Source organism: Micromonospora sp. LOL_014, assembly GCF_048060245.1.
Lineage (GTDB): Bacteria > Actinomycetota > Actinomycetes > Mycobacteriales > Micromonosporaceae > Micromonospora_E.
In genome coordinates, this window is the sequence record NZ_JBHMIP010000007.1 from 149029 (window position 1) to 165197 (window position 16169).

Here is a 16169-nt window from a genome sequence, read left to right on the forward strand (position 1 = left end):
CGGCATGGCCCGATCCGTTCCCGCCGCCCGGCACGCAGTCGTCATCGGCGGCAGTCTCGCCGGGCTGTGCGCGGCCCGTGTCCTCGCCGAGCACGTCGACCGGGTGACCGTCGTCGACCGCGACCGGTTCCCCGACACGCCGCAGGTCCGCGCCGGCGTCCCGCAGGCGCACCACCTGCACGTGCTGATCACCGCCGGGCAGCGTGCGCTCGATCAGCTCTTCCCCGGCCTGATCACCGAGCTGCACGCCGCCGGCGCGGTCCGGGTCGACGCGCCGACCGACATCCTGTACCTGGCGCCGACCGGGTGGCGGGAACGGTTCCCGGCGACCCACCAGCTGGTCGGGACCAGCCGGGAACTGCTCGACTGGACGGTCCGCCAGCGGCTGGCCGCCGATCCACGGATCCGGTTCGAGCCGGCCCACGACGTGATCGGGCTGCTCGGCGCCGACGGCCGTGACGCGGTCACCGGCGTACGGATGCGTCCCCGCGCGGCGGGCGCCGCCGACCGGAGCCTGTCGGCCGACCTGGTGGTGGACGCCAGCGGCCGCAGCTCACACGCGCCGGACTGGTTGGCCGAGCTCGGCTACGGCCGCCCCGACGAGACCCGGATCGACGCCGGACTCGGCTACGCGAGCCGGCGCTACCTGCTGCCGCCGGGGGCCAGTGCCGGGTGGAAGAACATCGTGGTGATGCCGCAACCGCCCCACTCTGGTCGGGGCGGGGTGATCTATCCGATCGAGAACGGACGGTGGATGGTGACCCTCGGCGGACTCGGCGGCGACCACCCGCCGACCGACGAGGCCGGTTTCCTGGAGTTCGCCCGTGGGCTGCGCAGCCCGCTGATCCACCAGGCGATCCGCGACGCCACTGCCGACTCGCCGATCCACGGTTTCCGCAACACCGCCAACCATCGCCGCCGGTACGAGGCGATGCCACGCTGGCCGGACGGGTTCGCGGTGGTCGGCGACGCCTCGTGCACCTTCAACCCGGTCTACGGCCAGGGGATGGCCGTGGCCGCCCGGACGGCGGTGGTGCTGGCCGAGCAGCTGCGCGACAGCGGCGGCACACTGGGCCGCGCGGCGCAGGCCCGGCTGGCCGGCTGCAGCGAGACCGCCTGGCTGATCGCCACCGGCGCCGACCTGCGGTACCCGACGACCGTCGGGCCACGGCCCCGGCGCGGCGGCAGGCTGTCCCGCTGGTACCTGGACCGGGCGGCCGACGCCGCCAACCGCGATCCGTACGTGCAGCGCGCCTTGACCGACGTGTTCCATCTGGTCGCACCGTTGTCCGCGGTGGTCCGCCCGGCCGTCGCGCTGCGGGTGCTGCGCGGTCGGCCCGGCCCGCAGCTGGTCGCACCGCCGTCGACCTGACGCTGCCGACGCGGATGAGACTCCTGCGGAGCCGGTGAGCTGTTCGCCGACGTCGACCTGTACCGGCGGTGGAGCGGGCAACTGCGCGACGGCCGGGCGCCGAGCGCCGACCCGATGTGGCAGTACCCGCCGGGCGCGGCGGCGTTGTTCGTCGCCGTCGGCTGGGCGCCGTACTGACGGTCTCCTACGCCGGGCTCCAGGTCGAGTCGGTCGCCGCCATCGTGATCGGTCTGCACCGGTTGCTGGTCGGGCACCGGGTCGTGCCGGACGCGGCCCCGGCGATGGCCGGGCACCGGCCGCCGGTCGCCGATCGCCGGGACCGTCGGCCTTGGCAGAAACCCGGGCGTCCAGTTAGGTTAGGCTCACCTCATCGATGAAGGGAGTGGGATGGGCCTCGAACGCACGACGGAGACCGGCACCGGCCGCCACCGGGTGGTGCTCACCGACCAGGTACAGATCGATGCTCTCGCGAAGGTCTACCGCCAGGTGCACGCCAAGGACCTGCACCTGACCGACCACACCGAGCCGTCGGTGGAGCAACGGCTGGAGTGGACGGCGCAGGCACCCGGATTCGCCGCCACCGTCGGCTACGTCGGCGACCAACTGGCCGGAACGGTGCTGGGCTGCCCGCTGCCACCCGAGACGCTCTGGTGGCGCGACCTACGGTCGACGGCCGACCCGGACCTTGCCCGGGAGTGGCCGGGCCGGACTTTCGCCGTCTGTGAGGCGTTCGTGCTGCCCGAGTTCCAACGTCAGCAGGTCGGCGTGGCGTTGTTCTCCCAGTTGCTGGCCAGCCGCACCGAGGAACGGGCCTCACTGGCGGTCGCCGATTCCAACTCCCGGGTGCTGCGCAGCATGCGGGTGCTGGGCTGGCAGCACGTCGGCGACCTGGTGCCCTTTCCCGGCTGGCGCCAGCACGCCATGTTCGTCCGACCGTTGCCCTGGTAATCCAGTTGGCTCCGGGCCGGTCGCCGGCCGGTACCGGCCCTGGTGGCGGACGCCGATGGCGACTCCGGCGAGGATCAGCACGATCGCGGCCACCGCGACTGCCGGGTAGCCGACCCGGGCCGCTGCCGTCAGGCCGAGCGCCGCGGCCAGGTAGGAGCAGATCAGCCCGAACGACGACAGCACCGTGAAGTCGGTACCCCCGGTGCCCGGCCGGGAGTAGTCCATGTTCACCGTGTACAGCGCGACGTTCGCCACCGTGTACGCGGCCATGAAGCAGCACAACGCGACCGTAGTGAAACCGCCGGCGGCCCGGCCGGTGAGCATCGGCAGCAGCAGCACCGTGGCGACGGCCAGCGACCCGCCACCAACCACCAGCACCCCGGCCCGGCCGATCCGGGCGACCAGGCCGCCGGCCACCAGCCCGGCGACGACGGCCGGGACGCTGGTGACGATCCCGGTCACGAAGCCGATCCGCTGCAACGACCAGCCGACGTCGACCAGGGCCGGCGACACCAGTCCGTACGCCGCGCCGGCTCCCATGTAGAGCAGCGGCACCACGCCGAGGGCCCAGCGGCGGCAGCCGGGCTGGCCCAGGACGGACAGCAGCGCGCCGTACGCCTGACGCGCCCCGGCCGGCCGGGCAATCCGCTCGGGCTCGCGGAACCGCCACACCACCAGCAGACCGATCGCGGTGAGGGCGGCGAGCAGGCCAACCGCTGCCTGCCAGCCGAACCGGTCGTAGACCACCACGCAGACGCCGCCGCCCAGAATGTTGCCGACGTAGCTCGCCGACACCTGGATCCCGTTGCCGGTGCCCCGGACCGAGTCGGCCAGCATCCGCACCGCGATCGCGTCGGCGGCGATGTCCTGGGTGGCGGAGAGGAACACGAACAGCGCGCAGATCAGCACGATCGGGCCGATCCGCCCGGTCGCCGGGTCGGCGGCGAGCAGGGCCAGCAGGGCCAGCACCATGCCGCTCTGCAGCACCAGCAGCCAGGAGCGGTAGTGGCCGCCGCGCCGTGGGCCGTACCGGTCCAGTATCGGTGCCCAGAGGAACTTGACCGGCCAGATCAGGCCGATCAGGTTCAGCAGCGCGAGAGTGTCCAGCGAGGTGCCGCCGGACCGCAGGATGCTGGCCAGCCCGACGGTGATGAACCCGAATCCCAGGTACTGGGTGATGTACAGCGCGGTCAGGATCGACATGGTCCGCCCGCGGGCGGCGACGGCAGCGGTCATCCGGCCGCCCTCCCGCCGACGCCGAGCGGCCACCCCCACCGGGTAATCCACCTGGTGGGACGCAGGTCACAAGCGTCCGCTCGGCCTCCGCTGGCGGAATGAATCCGCTGGTCACGACGCACGACAGCGGTCCCGCCGAGGGGCGTGCGACGCGCCTTGCGGCCCCGTGCCCCGCGGAGAAGGGGTCCTGCCCAGTTCCGTTTCACCGGCCCTCCCAGTAGCCTCGCCTAAGTTAGGTTAGGTTACCCTTATGGAGGCGGTGTTGGAGAGACCAATGTACCCGCATCTGTTCGGCCGGCACACCGTGGACACCTACGTGTCCAGCATCGACCGGACCGCAGCGGTCCTCGCCGACCGTGTACGGGCGGTCCGCCAGCCGTACTCCGGCGACGCCGTGGCACCACTGCAGGCCAAGGTCGACAGCGTCGACCTGGACGCACCGCTCGGCACCACCGACGCCGCACTGGACGAGGTCGCCGGCCTGTATCTGGACCACGCGGTGTGGTTCCACGAACCCACCTACCTGGCCCACTTGAACTGCCCGGTGGCGATTCCCGCACTCAACGCCGAATTGCTGCTCGCCGCCGTCAACACCTCAGTCGACACCTGGGACCAGAGCACCACCGGCACGCTGATCGAGCGACGGCTGATCGCCTGGACGGCCGAGCGGATCGGATTTGGTCCGACCGCCGACGGTGTCTTCACCAGCGGCGGCACCCAGTCGAACCTGCACGGCCTGCTACTGGCCCGGGAGGACCGCCTGGTCCGCGCCGACGCCGACCGGGCCACGATGCTGCCCCGGCTGCGGGTCCTGGCCACGGCGGAGAGCCACTTCAGCGTCAGCAAGTCCGCCGGTCTACTCGGACTCGCCGCCGACGCGGTCGTTCCGGTAGCCACCGACGGCACCGGCCGGATGGACCCGGTGGCGCTCGACGCCGAGATCAATCGGCTGCTCGACCAGGACCTGGTGCCGATGGCGGTCGTCGCCACCGCCGGCACCACCGACCGCGGCTGTGTCGACCCGCTCGCCGCGATCGGCACCGTCTGCCGCGACCGGGCGGTGTGGCTGCACGTCGACGCGGCGTACGGCTGCGGTCTGCTGATCTCCACCCGCCACCGGCACCTGCTCGACGGCATCGCCGCCGCCGACTCGGTCACCGTCGACTTCCACAAGAGCTTCTTCCAGCCGATCAGCTCCAGCGCCATCATCGTCCGGAACGCGCCGACCATGCGGCGGGTCGCGGTGCACGCCGACTACCTGAACCCACGAACTGCGACCGTGCCGAACCAGGTCGACAAGAGCCTGCAGACCACCCGCCGGCTGGACGCCCTGAAGTTGTGGATGACGTTGCGGGCGATCGGCGCCGACCAGCTCGGCGAGATGTTCGACCAGGTCGTCGACCTGGCCCAGCAGGCATACGGTCTGCTCCGCGAGTGCGACGACTTCGAGCTGGTCATGCGACCGGTGCTGAGCACCGTGCTGTTCCGGTACCGACCGGACTGGCTACCGGTGCAGGACTGCGACCGGCTGCTGCCCCGGCTGCGGGCTCGGCTGTTCGCCGACGGCACCGCGATCATCGCCGGCACCGTCGTCGACGGGCACTACTGGCTCAAGTTCACGCTGCTCAACCCGAACACCACCGTCGAAGACCTGCGTACCGTGATCGGGCTGATCCGCCGCACCGGCCAGGAGCTGCTCGACGCCGAATGGGATCCGGCGCTCATCGCCCCGGAGCCGGTCACCCCGGAGGTGTGCGCCAATGCGAACGTATGACTTCGTCGCCGTCGGGCTCGGGCCGTTCAACCTCGGTCTGGCCTGCCTGACCGCGCCGGTCGACGACCTGGACGGGGTGTTCCTGGAGCAGCGCGACGAGTTCGCCTGGCACCCCGGGCTGATGATCGAGGGAGTCACCATCCAGGTGCCGTTCCTGGCCGACCTGGTGACAATGGCCGACCCGACGTCGCCGTACTCGTTCCTCAACTATCTGAAGCAGACCGGCCGGCTCTACCGCTTCTACATCCGGGAGAACTTCTACCCGCTGCGTGTCGAGTACGACGCGTACTGCCGCTGGGCGGCCGCCCAGCTCCCCAACGTCCGGTTCGGCAGCCGGGTCGACCGGGTCGAGCACGACGCCGCGACCGGCGACTACCTGGTACGGGTCGCCGAGGCCGGCACCGGGGCGACGACGACGCTGCGGACCCGGCGGCTGGTGCTCGGCATCGGTACCGTGCCGTACCGCCCGACGGTGGTCCGGGACCTGCCCGGCCCGGCCGTGCACAGCGCCGACTACCTGCCGGACAAGGCCCGGCTGCAGAGCCTCGGGTCGGTCACCGTGGTCGGCAGCGGGCAGAGCGCCGCAGAGATCTACCTCGACCTGCTGGAGGAGATCGACACCCACGGCTACCAGCTCAACTGGGTCACCCGGTCGCCCCGGTTCTTCCCGATGGAGTACGCCAAGCTCACCCTGGAGATGACCTCACCGGAGTACGTCCGCTACTTCCACGGGCTTCCGGCGGCCAGCCGGGACCGGCTCAACCGGGACCAGCGCAGCCTCTACAAGGGCATCAGCGGCGACCTGGTGGACACCATCTTCGACACGCTGTACCGCAAGGACGTCGGCGGCCCGGTGCCGACCACCCTGCTCACCGGGACCGCGCTGACCGGCGCCGACTGGGACCCCGACACCGGACGGTACCGACTCGCCCTGCACCACCAGGAGCAGGACCGCGATTTCACCATGGACACCGACGGCCTGGTGCTCGCCACCGGCTACCGGCCGGCCGTGCCGGCGTTCCTGGACCCGGTCCGCGACCGGATCCGATGGGACGAGCGGGGCCGGTTCGACGTGGCGCTCGGCTACACCGTCGACCACGGCGACCGGGAGATCTTCGTGCAGAACGCCGAGGAGCACACCCACAGCCTCACCGCACCCGACCTGGGCATGGGTCCCTACCGCAACTCGGTGATCATCGCCAACATGCTCGGCCGCGAGGTCTACCCGATCGAGCGCAAGATCGCCTTCCAGCACTTCGGCGCACCGTCGGACAGCAACACACCGTCGGCACCGGCGGCCGCGACCGGTCCGGTGGCCATGCAGCGGCAGGAGGCGCTCATCCGGTGACCGCCGCCACGACGACCACGTTCACCTTCGACGACCCGCTCGGCCGGATGACCGTCGAACCACTCGACATCGCCGGTCACGCCGACCTGCTGCACGCCTGGATCACCCACCCCCGGTCGGTGTTCTGGGGAATGCCCGACGCCGACCTCGACACCGTACGGCGCGAGTACCAGCGCATCGACGCCAACCCGCACCATCACGCGTGGCTCGGCCGACTCGACGGCGTACCGCTGTTCCTCACCGAGACCTACGAACCCGCACACAGCGAACTCGCCGACCACTACCCCGTACAGCCCGGCGACGTCGGGATGCACGTGCTGGTCGCACCGCCGGACGGCGAGCCCCGGCACGGGATGACGTCGGCGGTGATGCGGACGGTGATGGCCTTCGTCTTCGCCGACCCGGCGCACCACCGGGTTGTCGTCGAGCCCGACGTACGCAACGAGGCGATCGCCGTGAAGAATGCCGAAGCCGGCTTCGTCGTCGACCGGCTGATCCAACTGTCCGACAAGCAGGCCCGGCTCAGCTTCTGTTCCCGGTCCGCGTTCAGTGCCAGCCAACTGGGCGGTACCCGCAGTCCGCAGGGCAGCAGTCCGAGCGACGGCGCGGCGGCCGATGCCGACGGATCAGCCACGGAGAGCCCAATGACACCCCCCGCTCACCTCGCGCCGGGCCCGATCGCGGCCGCCCACCGCCAGCTGGTCGCCAAGGCCATCGCCGAGTTCAGCCACGAACGGCTGATCCAGCCCCGGCCCGACAACACGCTCCCGGCCGGCCCCGGCGGCGACGGGTACCAGCTGACGACCGGCGACCGGGTCGCGTACCGGTTCCGGGCCCGCCGGTACGCTCTCGACCACTGGCTGATCGACGCCGCGTCGCTGACCCGCGAGGTCGACGGCACCCCGGCGGAGCTGGACGCCCTCGACCTCGTCGTCGAGCTGCGAGAGACGCTGGGCATCCCGGCGAAGCTGCTCGGCACCTACCTGGAGGAGATCAGCGCCACCCTGGCCGGTGCCGCCTGGAAGCACCACCACCGGCGGGAACGCGCCGCCGACCTGGTGCACGCTGACTTCCAGACCATCGAGTCGGCGATGACCGAGGGGCACCCGCTGTTCGTCGCCAACAACGGCCGGATCGGCTTCGGCCTGGCCGACCATGAGGCGTATGCGCCGGAGGCCGGCACCCCGGTGCGGCTGGTCTGGCTGGCGGTACGCCGCGACCTGAGCACCTTCACCGCCGGGCACGGCGTCGACGAGCAGAGCCACTACCTCGACGAACTGGGTGCCGAGACGCTGCACCGGTTCGCCGACCAGCTGCACGGCCTCGGCCTCGACCCGGCCAACTACCGGTACCTGCCGGTGCATCCGTGGCAGTGGGAACACAAGGTCGGCGTCACCTTCGCCGCCGACGTGGCGTCCCGGGCAATCGTCCCGGTCGGCACGAGCCCGGACCGGTACCGGGCGCAGCAGTCGATCCGTACCTTCTTCAACATCGACCACCCGCACCGGCACTACGTCAAGACCGCACTGTCCATCCAGAACATGGGCTTCATGCGCGGGCTGTCCCCGGCCTACATGCGGGCCACCCCGCCGGTCAACGACTGGGTCGCCGACTTGGTCGCCGACGACGACACACTGCGTGACTGCGGGTTCGGGGTGCTGCGGGAGCTGGCCTCGGTCGGCTACACCGGGGACGCGTACCACCGCAGCGGGGCACCGGTCTCGGCGTACCAGCGGATGCTCGCCGCGTTGTGGCGGGAAAGCCCGGTGCCCCGGATAGCGCCCGGGCAGCGGCTGGCCACCATGGCCAGCCTGCTGCACCGCGACCGCGACGGCGCGCACCTGGCCACCGCCCTGATCGCGGCGTCCGGCCTGCCGGCCGCCGACTGGCTGGCCCGGTACCTGCGGGCCTATCTGCGCCCGCTGCTGCACTGCCTGCTCGGCCACGACCTGGCGTTCATGCCGCACGGGGAGAACCTGATCCTCGTGCTGGCGGACCACGTACCGGTCCGGGTGTTCATGAAGGACATCGGCGAGGAGGTCGTCGCCATGCACGACCGGGAGCTGCCGGCCACGGTCGAACGGATCCGGATGCCGGTCGACGACGACTTCCGGGTCCTGGCCGTGTTCACCGACGTCTTCGACGGGTTTCTGCGCTTCCTCGCCGCGATCCTGGACGCCGACGGCGTGCTGCCGGCGGACCGGTTCTGGCAACTGGTCGCCGAGTGCGTCCGTCAGCACGGCGACGACCACCCGCAGCTGCGGGACCGGTTGAACTTCTTCGCGCCCACCTTCCGGCACTCCTGCCTGAATCGGTTGCAGCTACGCAACACGCTGCAGATGGTCGACCTGACCGACCAGGCCGGGTCGTTGATCTTCGTCGGTACACAGGACAACCCGATCGCCGCCGTCGCGGCGCCGGCCCCGTGACGGCTCCATCCGGCGCCGGCCCCGGGACGACCCGGTACGGCACCGGCCGGTCCGGACGGGTGCACCGGGACGGGTACGGCATACCGCATCTGTGGGCGACCGACGTCGACGACCTCGCCTACCTGCAGGGGCACACCGCCGCCACCGACCGGGCCTGGCAGATCGAGGTCGAGCGGTGGCGCTCGGAGGGCGCGCTGGCCAGCCGGCTCGGCCCGGCCGAGGTCGGCTGGGACCGGTTCGCCCGCCGGGTCCGCCTCGACGACACCGCCGAACGCTGCTTCCAGCGGCTGGACCCGGCGACCCGCCGCTGGGTGGGCGCGTACGTCGACGGCGTCAACGACGGGCTCGCCGAGGGCTCGGGCGCGGCACCAGAGTTCGCCGCTACCGGCATCACCGCCGGCATCTGGCGGCCATGGACCCCGCTCGGCGTATTCCTGGTGCAGCACGTGCTGTTCGGCACCTTCGGCAACAAGCTGTGGCGGGCGCACGTCACCGCCACCCTCGGTCCGGCCGCGGTCGACCTGTTCGCCATGGAGCCGCCCGCGTCGTCAGGTAGCAACGCCTGGGCGGTGACCGGACAGCGCAGCGGCACCGGATCCCCGGTCATCGCCGGCGACCCGCACCGGATCCTGGAGCTGCCCAACGTCTACCAGCAGGTGCAGCTGACCTGCCCCGAGTTCGACGTCTTCGGGTTCGCCTTCCCCGGCATACCGGGGCTGCCGCACTTCGGCCACGCCGGCGAGGTCGCCTGGGCGATCACCAACGCCATGGCTGACTACCAGGACCTGTACCGCGAACAGCTGCGCCGGGTTGACGGACGGGTGCTGGTCCGCCAGGTCGACGGCTGGGCCCCGGTGCCGGCGCACACCGAACTGATCGAGGTACGCGACGCCGACCCGGTGCCGGTCGAGGTAGTCGAGACCCCGCGCGGGCCGGTGATCGATGTGGACTCACGCACCGGTGAGGCGATCAGCCTGCGGACACCGAGCCGGGTCGGCGGGGCGCTGGGCTTCGACGCGCTGCTGCCGCTGCTGCGGGCCCGCCGGGTCGGCGACGTCGAACGGGCACTGCGGCACTGGGTGGAGCCGGTCAACAGTGTGCTGGTCGCCGACCGCTCCGGCGCGGTGCGCCGGCTGGTCGCCGGCCGGGTGCCGGTGCGCGACGACCGGTGCCGACAGGTCCCGGTGCCCGGCTGGGAGCCCCGGTACGCCTGGCGACCCGGCTACGCCGCCCTGGCCGCCGCTGAGGTGTCCGAGGTGGTGGTCAACGCCAACGACCGGCGCGGCGGCGACACCGCGGACCTCGGCGTCGACTTCGCCCCACCGCACCGGGCCCGGCGGATCCGCCAGCTGCTCGACGACGGGGCCGCACCCGAGTCGGTGCACATGGACGCCCTGGTACCGACGGCCGGGCTGCGCCGGCTGCTGCGCGGCCTCGACCTGACCGACCAGCCCGGGCCGGTCCGACAGCTACACGAGAAGCTGCTCGACTGGGACGGTCGGATGGCGGCCGACAGCGCCGACGCCGGGCTGTTCGCCGCCTGGCGGGCCGCGTTGGTCCACCGGCTGTCCGCCGACCCCTGCCTGCGGCCGCTGCACGCCGAACCCGGCTTCGACGAACTGTTCGCCCCGTGGACCGACCCGGTGGGCCGAATCGGGCTGGCGCTGGACCGGCTGGTCGACGGGCTGCCCCGGCTGGGTGGCGACCCCGGCCGCTGCGCGGTGGCCGCGCTGGTCGAGGTGGCCGACGGACCGCCGCCGGGTCGGTGGGGCGACCGGCACCTGCTGCACCCGGTACGGGTGCTGCCCGGCCCCGCCGACCCGGCCACCGACGCGCTCGGCGGCCCGGTCCCGCTCGACGGCGATACCGGCAGCGTCCTGGCCACCTCCAGCGTGCCCGGGGTCTCCGACGTGTGCTGGCGCGGGCCGGTGGCCCGCTACGTGTGGGACCTCGCCGACCCGTCGGCGAGCCGCTGGGTGGTGCCGTTCGGTGTCTCGGGACGGCCCGGTGACCGGCACTTCGCCGACCAGCTGCCACGGTGGGCGGCAGGTCACCTGGTCCCGGTCGCGCCGGTGCGGTGGACCACCGGCGCCGGCGGGACGACACGGTCGAGCGTTTACGTCGAACAGCTGCCCGGCATCGGCCGGTTCAGCCTGGTGGTGCTGGACCCCACCGAGGACCTCGACCTGCTGTACGGCTGGGTCACTGAGCCACGTGCCCGGTTCTGGGGGATGACCGGGCACACCCGGGAACAGGTGGGCGACATCTACCGGTTCCTCGACGGTCTGGACTCGCACCACGCGTACCTGATGACCGTCGACGACGAGCCGGTCGGCATCTTCCAGACCTACCTGCCGGCCGAGGACCCGCTCGGCGAGCACTACCCGGTGCGCGACGGTGACATCGGGATCCATCTGTTCCTCGCTCCGGCCCGGCGGCCGGTCGCCGGGTTCACCGGCGCGGTGGTGGACGCGTTCACCCGCTACCTGTTCGCCGATCCGGGCCGGCGACGGATCGTCATCGAGCCGGACGTTCACAACGACCGGGCGCTGCGCCGCTGGAAGCGGCTGGGCTTCGAGTTCGACGTGGAGCTGGTGTTGGCCGACAAGCGTGCTCAGCTGGCGTTCCTGACCCGGGAGGCGTACGCCGCCAGGCAAGCACACTGGCGGCGTACCATCGGCCGGTGACCGCCGCTGACCAGCCACGTACCGATGTGCCGTCCCGGGTGCTGGCCGCCGATCCACAGCTCGCCGGGTTGCGCCGGTCGCTGGAGTACTACTACGGCGATCCGGACCGGGACGCCGCGATGGACCTGCTCTACCGGCGGTTCATCGCGCCGGGCGATCTGGTCTTCGACATCGGTGCGCACGTCGGCGACCGGGTCGGCAGCTTCCGGCGGTTGGGCGCGCGGGTGGTGGCGGTGGAGCCGCAGCCGTTGTGTGCCCGCGCGGTACGGCTGGTCTACGCGGACGATCCGGCGGTGACCGTCCTGCCGGCGGCGTGCGGTGACACCGCCGGAGCGGTAAGGATGTACATCAACTCGGCCAACCCCACGGTCTCCACCGCGTCGGCCGACTTCGTGGGTGCCGCCGACGGTGCCGCCGGCTGGTCGGACCAGGTCTGGGACGGCGAGATCGAGGTGCCGGCGACGACCCTCGACCAACTGGTCGCCGAGTACGGCCGGCCGACGTTCGTCAAGATCGACGTCGAGGGGTTCGAGGAGACCGTGCTCGTCGGATTGTCCAGGCCGCTGCCGGCGCTGTCCTTCGAGTTCACCACGATCCAGCGGGACACGGCGCTGCGCTGTCTGCGGCGGTTGGCCGGGCTCGGCGACTACCGGTTCGACGTCGCGTTGGGTGAGAGCCAGCGGCTGACCTTCGGACGGTGGGTGTCGGAAGCGGAGATGGCCGATCATGTTCGGTCGCTGCCGCACGCGGCCAACTCGGGCGACGTCTACGCGGTGCTGCCGGGCGGGTCAGCCGGCTAGCGCCTGCCACCGGTCGACCTGCGGTTCGCGGCCGCGCCACAGCCAGTGCACGTCCCGCCCGAACGACCAGAGCAGCGCGGCCAGCACGCCGGCGACCAACGCGGTGACCAGCGCCGGCGGCGCGATCCCGGCGGCGGCCAGCACGAGCACGGCACCCTGGGTGGCGGCCACCGTCTTTCGGCTGAACCGGGGCGGCAGCGGTGCCCGCAGCCAGGGCAGCAACCGGGTGGCGGCACCGAACAGGTAGCGGAACACCCCGATCGCCAGCACCCACCAGCCGACCGACGCGGCCACGAACACGCTGAGCACCAGGACCAGCGCCGAGTCAGTCTCCATGTCGAACCGGGCACCGAGCCGCGAACAGGTGCCGGTACGGCGGGCCACCTGGCCGTCGACGCCGTCGAGCACCAGGGCCACTGCGGCCAGGGTCACCAGCAGCGCGACCGGGGCCGGACCGACGAACGAGTCGGCCACCAGCGCGGTCACCGCGCCGACCAGGGTGCACCGGGCCAGGGTGACGCTGTCCGCCGGACCCCAGCCGGCCACCTCGGGCTGCTGCATCGCCCGGATGAGCAGCGCCCAGGTCACCAGGCCGTAGACCAGTCCGGCCGACCAGCCGGCCACACCGAGGCCACTGGTCGCCGCCAGGATCAGCAGGGCCGTGATCTGGGCGAGCAGCCCGATACTCGGCGCGTGTACCGACCGAACAGTTTCACTACGTGCACTTACCGTCACTTTTCCTCCGTCACCGAATAGCCACCGGCGTAGCACGCCCCGGTGCCCATATCCCCACCAACGGCGATTCAGCGCGAAGAGTTCACTGGCCGGGCCGGAATCTTAGGTCGGCATCCGGACACCGTAACGGCCGACCCAGCCAACCAGCACCTGGTGACGATCAGTAGCCGGTCCAGACGGCTTTTGCTCCCGAATCGCCGGCCCGCACCACTAAGTAGAGACTTACCCCGGCCGCAACGACGACCAAACCCTTCATCACCAGAACCAGCACCCCGTTGCCACGCGCCCCGGCGGCGACCGCGCTGTGCGCGGCGGCGACCCGGGGACCGACCAGGTACACCAGGGCCAGGGTGGCGAGCGCCAGCACGATCGACGCGAGCAGCGTCAGGTTCCCCAACTGTTCGTGCTCCTCGATCACCGGCCGGAAGCTCTCGGTGATCCGACCGGCCGTGTCCATCCGGTTGAGGAACGCGTCGCCGGACAGCTTGGTGACCAGCGCGGCGATCGGCGTCACAATGGCCAGCACGGTCAGCACCCACCGGGTGTGCGCCCGGATGAACGGGACCAGGGCGTACCCGACCGCCAGCAGCGCCAGCAGCGGGACGAAGACCACCGCCGCGTGCAGCAGCAGTGGATGGGCGGGGATTCCCGCGACTTCCTCGAACATGTCTACGCCTCCTCGGCTGTTCCACGGCAGTCATGGCGACCAGAAATCGGAGGCTAACGCACCAGGAACCGGTACGGCAGCAGCCGCCCGGCGGTCGCCGGGCGGCTGCTGCCGTACCGCGGAGTCGGTCAGGAATTTTCGTCCTCGTCCGCGGACGGAAGCCGCCACCGTCGTTCCTGCGGACCACGTTCGGCGCCGAGGGTGTTCTCCGGTTCGGTGGTGTGCTCGAAACTGGGCCGACGGACCTGTTCCGGCCGGGGCACCTGGACGGCCCGGGCACCGGACACCGGGTCCGGTACGAAGGTGGCGACGTCGGTCGGACCCTGCGCCGGACCACGCGGGACGATCCGGTGGGCGGCCGGATCCCGGTGCAGTTCGTCGACCAGGTGCTGCGGCGGCTCGGTGTCCCGCTGCGGCAGGTCGCGACCGAGATCCGCGACGAACAGACCGTACTTGGCCTCGAAGGCCGGGCGTTCGGACCTGATCCGGGGCAACCGGTCGAAGTTGCGCAGCGGCGGCGGGCAGGTGGTCGCCCATTCGAGCGAGTTGCCGAACCCCCACGGGTCGTGCACGCTCACCTGCTCGCCGAACCGGTACGACTTCCACACGTTCCAGATGAAGAACAGCGTGGACGCCCCGAGGATGAACGATCCGATGGTGGCGATGGCGTTCAGGACGGTGAAGCCGTCGGTCGGCAGGTAGTCGGCGTACCTGCGAGGAAAGCCCTCACTGCCGAGCCAGTGCTGGACCAGAAAAGTGGCGTGGAAGCCGATGAACATCGTCCAGAAATGCGCCTTGCCGAGCCCTTCGTCGAGCAGTCGTCCGGTCATCTTCGGGAACCAGAAATAGATTCCGGCGAACGCCGCGAATACGATCGTACCGAACAGAACGTAGTGGAAGTGGGCCACGACGAAGTAGGTGTCGGTGACGTGGAAGTCGATCGGTGGACTGGCCAGCAGCACCCCGGTCAGCCCGCCGAGCAGGAAGGTCACCAGGAACCCGACGGCGAAAAGCATCGGCGTCTCGAAGGTCAACTGCCCCTTCCACATGGTGCCGATCCAGTTGAAGAACTTGATCCCGGTAGGGACCGCGATCAGGAAGCTGAGCATGGCGAAGAACGGCAGCAGCACCTGCCCGGTGCCGAACATGTGGTGCGCCCAGACGCTCATCGACAACGCGGCGATCGCGATCGTCGCAGCCACCAGGCCCTTGTAGCCGAAGATCGGCTTGCGGGCGAAGGCCGGAATGACCTCGCTGATGATGCCGAAGAACGGCAGGGCGACGATGTACACCTCGGGATGGCCGAAGAACCAGAACAGATGCTGCCACAGCATCGGGCCGCCGGTCTGCGGTGCGTACACGTGTGCGCCGAGCAGCCGGTCCGCCAGCAACGCCAGCAGCGCCGCCGCCAGCAGCGGGAACACCAGGACCACCAGCAGGGCGGTGATCAGAATGTTCCAGGTGAAGATCGGCATCCGGAACATCGTCATTCCCGGCGCGCGCAGGGTGATGATGGTGGCGATCAGGTTGACCGAGCCGAGGATGGTGCCGAGGCCGGAGACGACCAGACCGACGATCCACATGTTGGCGCCGACGCCCGGGGTGTGCTCCATCCGGCTCAACGGGGTGTAGGCGAACCAGCCGAAGTCGGGAGCGCCGCCGGGCGTCAGGAATCCCCCCATGACCAGCAGCCCACCGAGCAGATAGAGCCAGTACGCCAGCGCGTTGAGCCGGGGAAACGACACGTCCGGGGCACCGATCTGCAACGGCACCAGGTAGTTGGCGAACCCGAACACCAGCGGGGTGGCGAACAGCAGCATCATGATGGTGCCGTGCATGGTGAACAGTTGGTTGTACTGCTCGGGCGAGAGGAACTGCATGCCGGGCCGGGCCAACTCGGCCCGCATCAGCAGGGCCATGACGCCGCCCGCCACGAAGTAGCCGAAGGACGTGCCGAGGTACAACAGCCCGATCTGCTTGGCGTCGGTGGTCCGCAGCAGCCGGGTCAGCGAGTTGCCCGGTACCGCGGGGCGGACCGGGCCGGGGGTGGCACCGTCGGCTCCCAGCGCCACCGGGCGCGGCAGGGCCGTCTGTGCCGTACCCACCGTCGTGGTCTGCTCCGTCATGGCCGCCTCCCGCCCAGCGCGTCAACCGACGGTAACTTGATAAATCG

The 16169-nt window shown here is 71.1% G+C and carries 10 protein-coding genes and 2 pseudogenes; 8 read left to right on the forward strand and 4 right to left on the reverse strand.

Annotation, left to right across the window (positions count from 1 at the left end; genetic code table 11):
- Window positions 1–4: 4 nt before the first annotated feature.
- Both ACFHW1_RS08655 and ACFHW1_RS08660 read left to right on the forward strand, forming a co-directional pair.
- On the forward strand, window positions 5–1372 hold the full coding sequence (locus tag ACFHW1_RS08655) for an NAD(P)/FAD-dependent oxidoreductase (protein WP_416615204.1): 1368 nt from the start codon (window positions 5–7) through the stop codon (window positions 1370–1372).
- Window positions 1373–1759: 387 nt separating this feature from the next.
- Window positions 1760–2182: pseudogene (locus tag ACFHW1_RS08660) on the forward strand (N-acetyltransferase); the annotation flags it as partial.
- Between the two features lie 3 nt (window positions 2183–2185).
- Here the strand turns inward: ACFHW1_RS08660 and ACFHW1_RS08665 are convergent.
- Window positions 2186–3556 (reverse strand): MFS transporter, encoded by a 1371-nt coding sequence (locus ACFHW1_RS08665; protein WP_416615205.1) that lies wholly within the window; start codon window positions 3554–3556, stop codon window positions 2186–2188.
- A 259-nt stretch (window positions 3557–3815) separates the two neighbouring features.
- Between ACFHW1_RS08665 and ACFHW1_RS08670 the strand changes: the two genes are divergently transcribed.
- The 6 genes and pseudogenes from ACFHW1_RS08670 (at window position 3816) to ACFHW1_RS08695 (ending at window position 12594) form a co-directional block, all read left to right on the forward strand.
- Window positions 3816–5330 (forward strand): pyridoxal phosphate-dependent decarboxylase family protein, encoded by a 1515-nt coding sequence (locus tag ACFHW1_RS08670; RefSeq protein ID WP_416553381.1) that lies wholly within the window; start codon window positions 3816–3818, stop codon window positions 5328–5330.
- Window positions 5317–6678 carry a lysine N(6)-hydroxylase/L-ornithine N(5)-oxygenase family protein gene (locus ACFHW1_RS08675; protein WP_416553383.1) on the forward strand — a complete coding sequence of 454 codons (1362 nt, stop codon included), beginning with the start codon at window positions 5317–5319 and terminating at the stop codon, window positions 6676–6678. The genes ACFHW1_RS08670 and ACFHW1_RS08675 overlap by 14 nt, the downstream gene beginning before the upstream one ends.
- Before the next feature lie 47 nt (window positions 6679–6725).
- A complete protein-coding gene (locus ACFHW1_RS08680; RefSeq protein ID WP_416567704.1) occupies window positions 6726–9107 on the forward strand; it encodes a GNAT family N-acetyltransferase in 2382 nt (793 codons plus the stop codon).
- A gap of 59 nt (window positions 9108–9166) precedes the next feature.
- Window positions 9167–11164 (forward strand): annotated as a pseudogene (locus tag ACFHW1_RS08685) (penicillin acylase family protein); the annotation flags it as partial.
- Window positions 11165–11179: 15 nt separating this feature from the next.
- Complete coding sequence (locus ACFHW1_RS08690; protein ID WP_416553459.1) at window positions 11180–11794, forward strand: GNAT family N-acetyltransferase; 615 nt, start codon at window positions 11180–11182, stop codon at window positions 11792–11794.
- On the forward strand, window positions 11791–12594 hold the full coding sequence (locus tag ACFHW1_RS08695) for an FkbM family methyltransferase (protein ID WP_416553385.1): 804 nt from the start codon (window positions 11791–11793) through the stop codon (window positions 12592–12594). The genes ACFHW1_RS08690 and ACFHW1_RS08695 overlap by 4 nt, the downstream gene beginning before the upstream one ends.
- On the opposite strand, the gene ACFHW1_RS08700 is transcribed toward ACFHW1_RS08695, so the two are convergent.
- From ACFHW1_RS08700 to ctaD, 3 genes are all read right to left on the reverse strand, one after another.
- A complete protein-coding gene (locus ACFHW1_RS08700) occupies window positions 12583–13329 on the reverse strand; it encodes a CDP-alcohol phosphatidyltransferase family protein (protein WP_416553387.1) in 747 nt (248 codons plus the stop codon). The two genes, ACFHW1_RS08695 and ACFHW1_RS08700, sit on opposite strands and share 12 nt — an antisense overlap.
- A 160-nt stretch (window positions 13330–13489) precedes the next feature.
- A complete protein-coding gene (locus ACFHW1_RS08705; protein ID WP_416553389.1) occupies window positions 13490–13996 on the reverse strand; it encodes a hypothetical protein in 507 nt (168 codons plus the stop codon).
- Between the two features lie 128 nt (window positions 13997–14124).
- Window positions 14125–16101, reverse strand: a complete 1977-nt coding sequence (gene ctaD / locus ACFHW1_RS08710) for a cytochrome c oxidase subunit I (RefSeq protein WP_416567706.1) — start codon at window positions 16099–16101, stop codon at window positions 14125–14127.
- Window positions 16102–16169 lie beyond the last annotated feature (68 nt).

What these genes read in the sequence shown, in the direction of transcription:
- ACFHW1_RS08655 (WP_416615204.1), top strand. Translation starts at nt 5, where the DNA reads ATGGCCCGATCCGTTCCCGCCGCCCGGCACGCAGTCGTCATCGGCGGC.
- ACFHW1_RS08665 (WP_416615205.1), bottom strand. Translation starts at nt 3,556, where the DNA reads ATGACCGCTGCCGTCGCCGCCCGCGGGCGGACCATGTCGATCCTGACC.
- ACFHW1_RS08675 (WP_416553383.1), top strand. Translation starts at nt 5,317, where the DNA reads ATGCGAACGTATGACTTCGTCGCCGTCGGGCTCGGGCCGTTCAACCTC.
- ACFHW1_RS08680 (WP_416567704.1), top strand. Translation starts at nt 6,726, where the DNA reads ATGACCGTCGAACCACTCGACATCGCCGGTCACGCCGACCTGCTGCAC.
- ACFHW1_RS08705 (WP_416553389.1), bottom strand. Translation starts at nt 13,996, where the DNA reads ATGTTCGAGGAAGTCGCGGGAATCCCCGCCCATCCACTGCTGCTGCAC.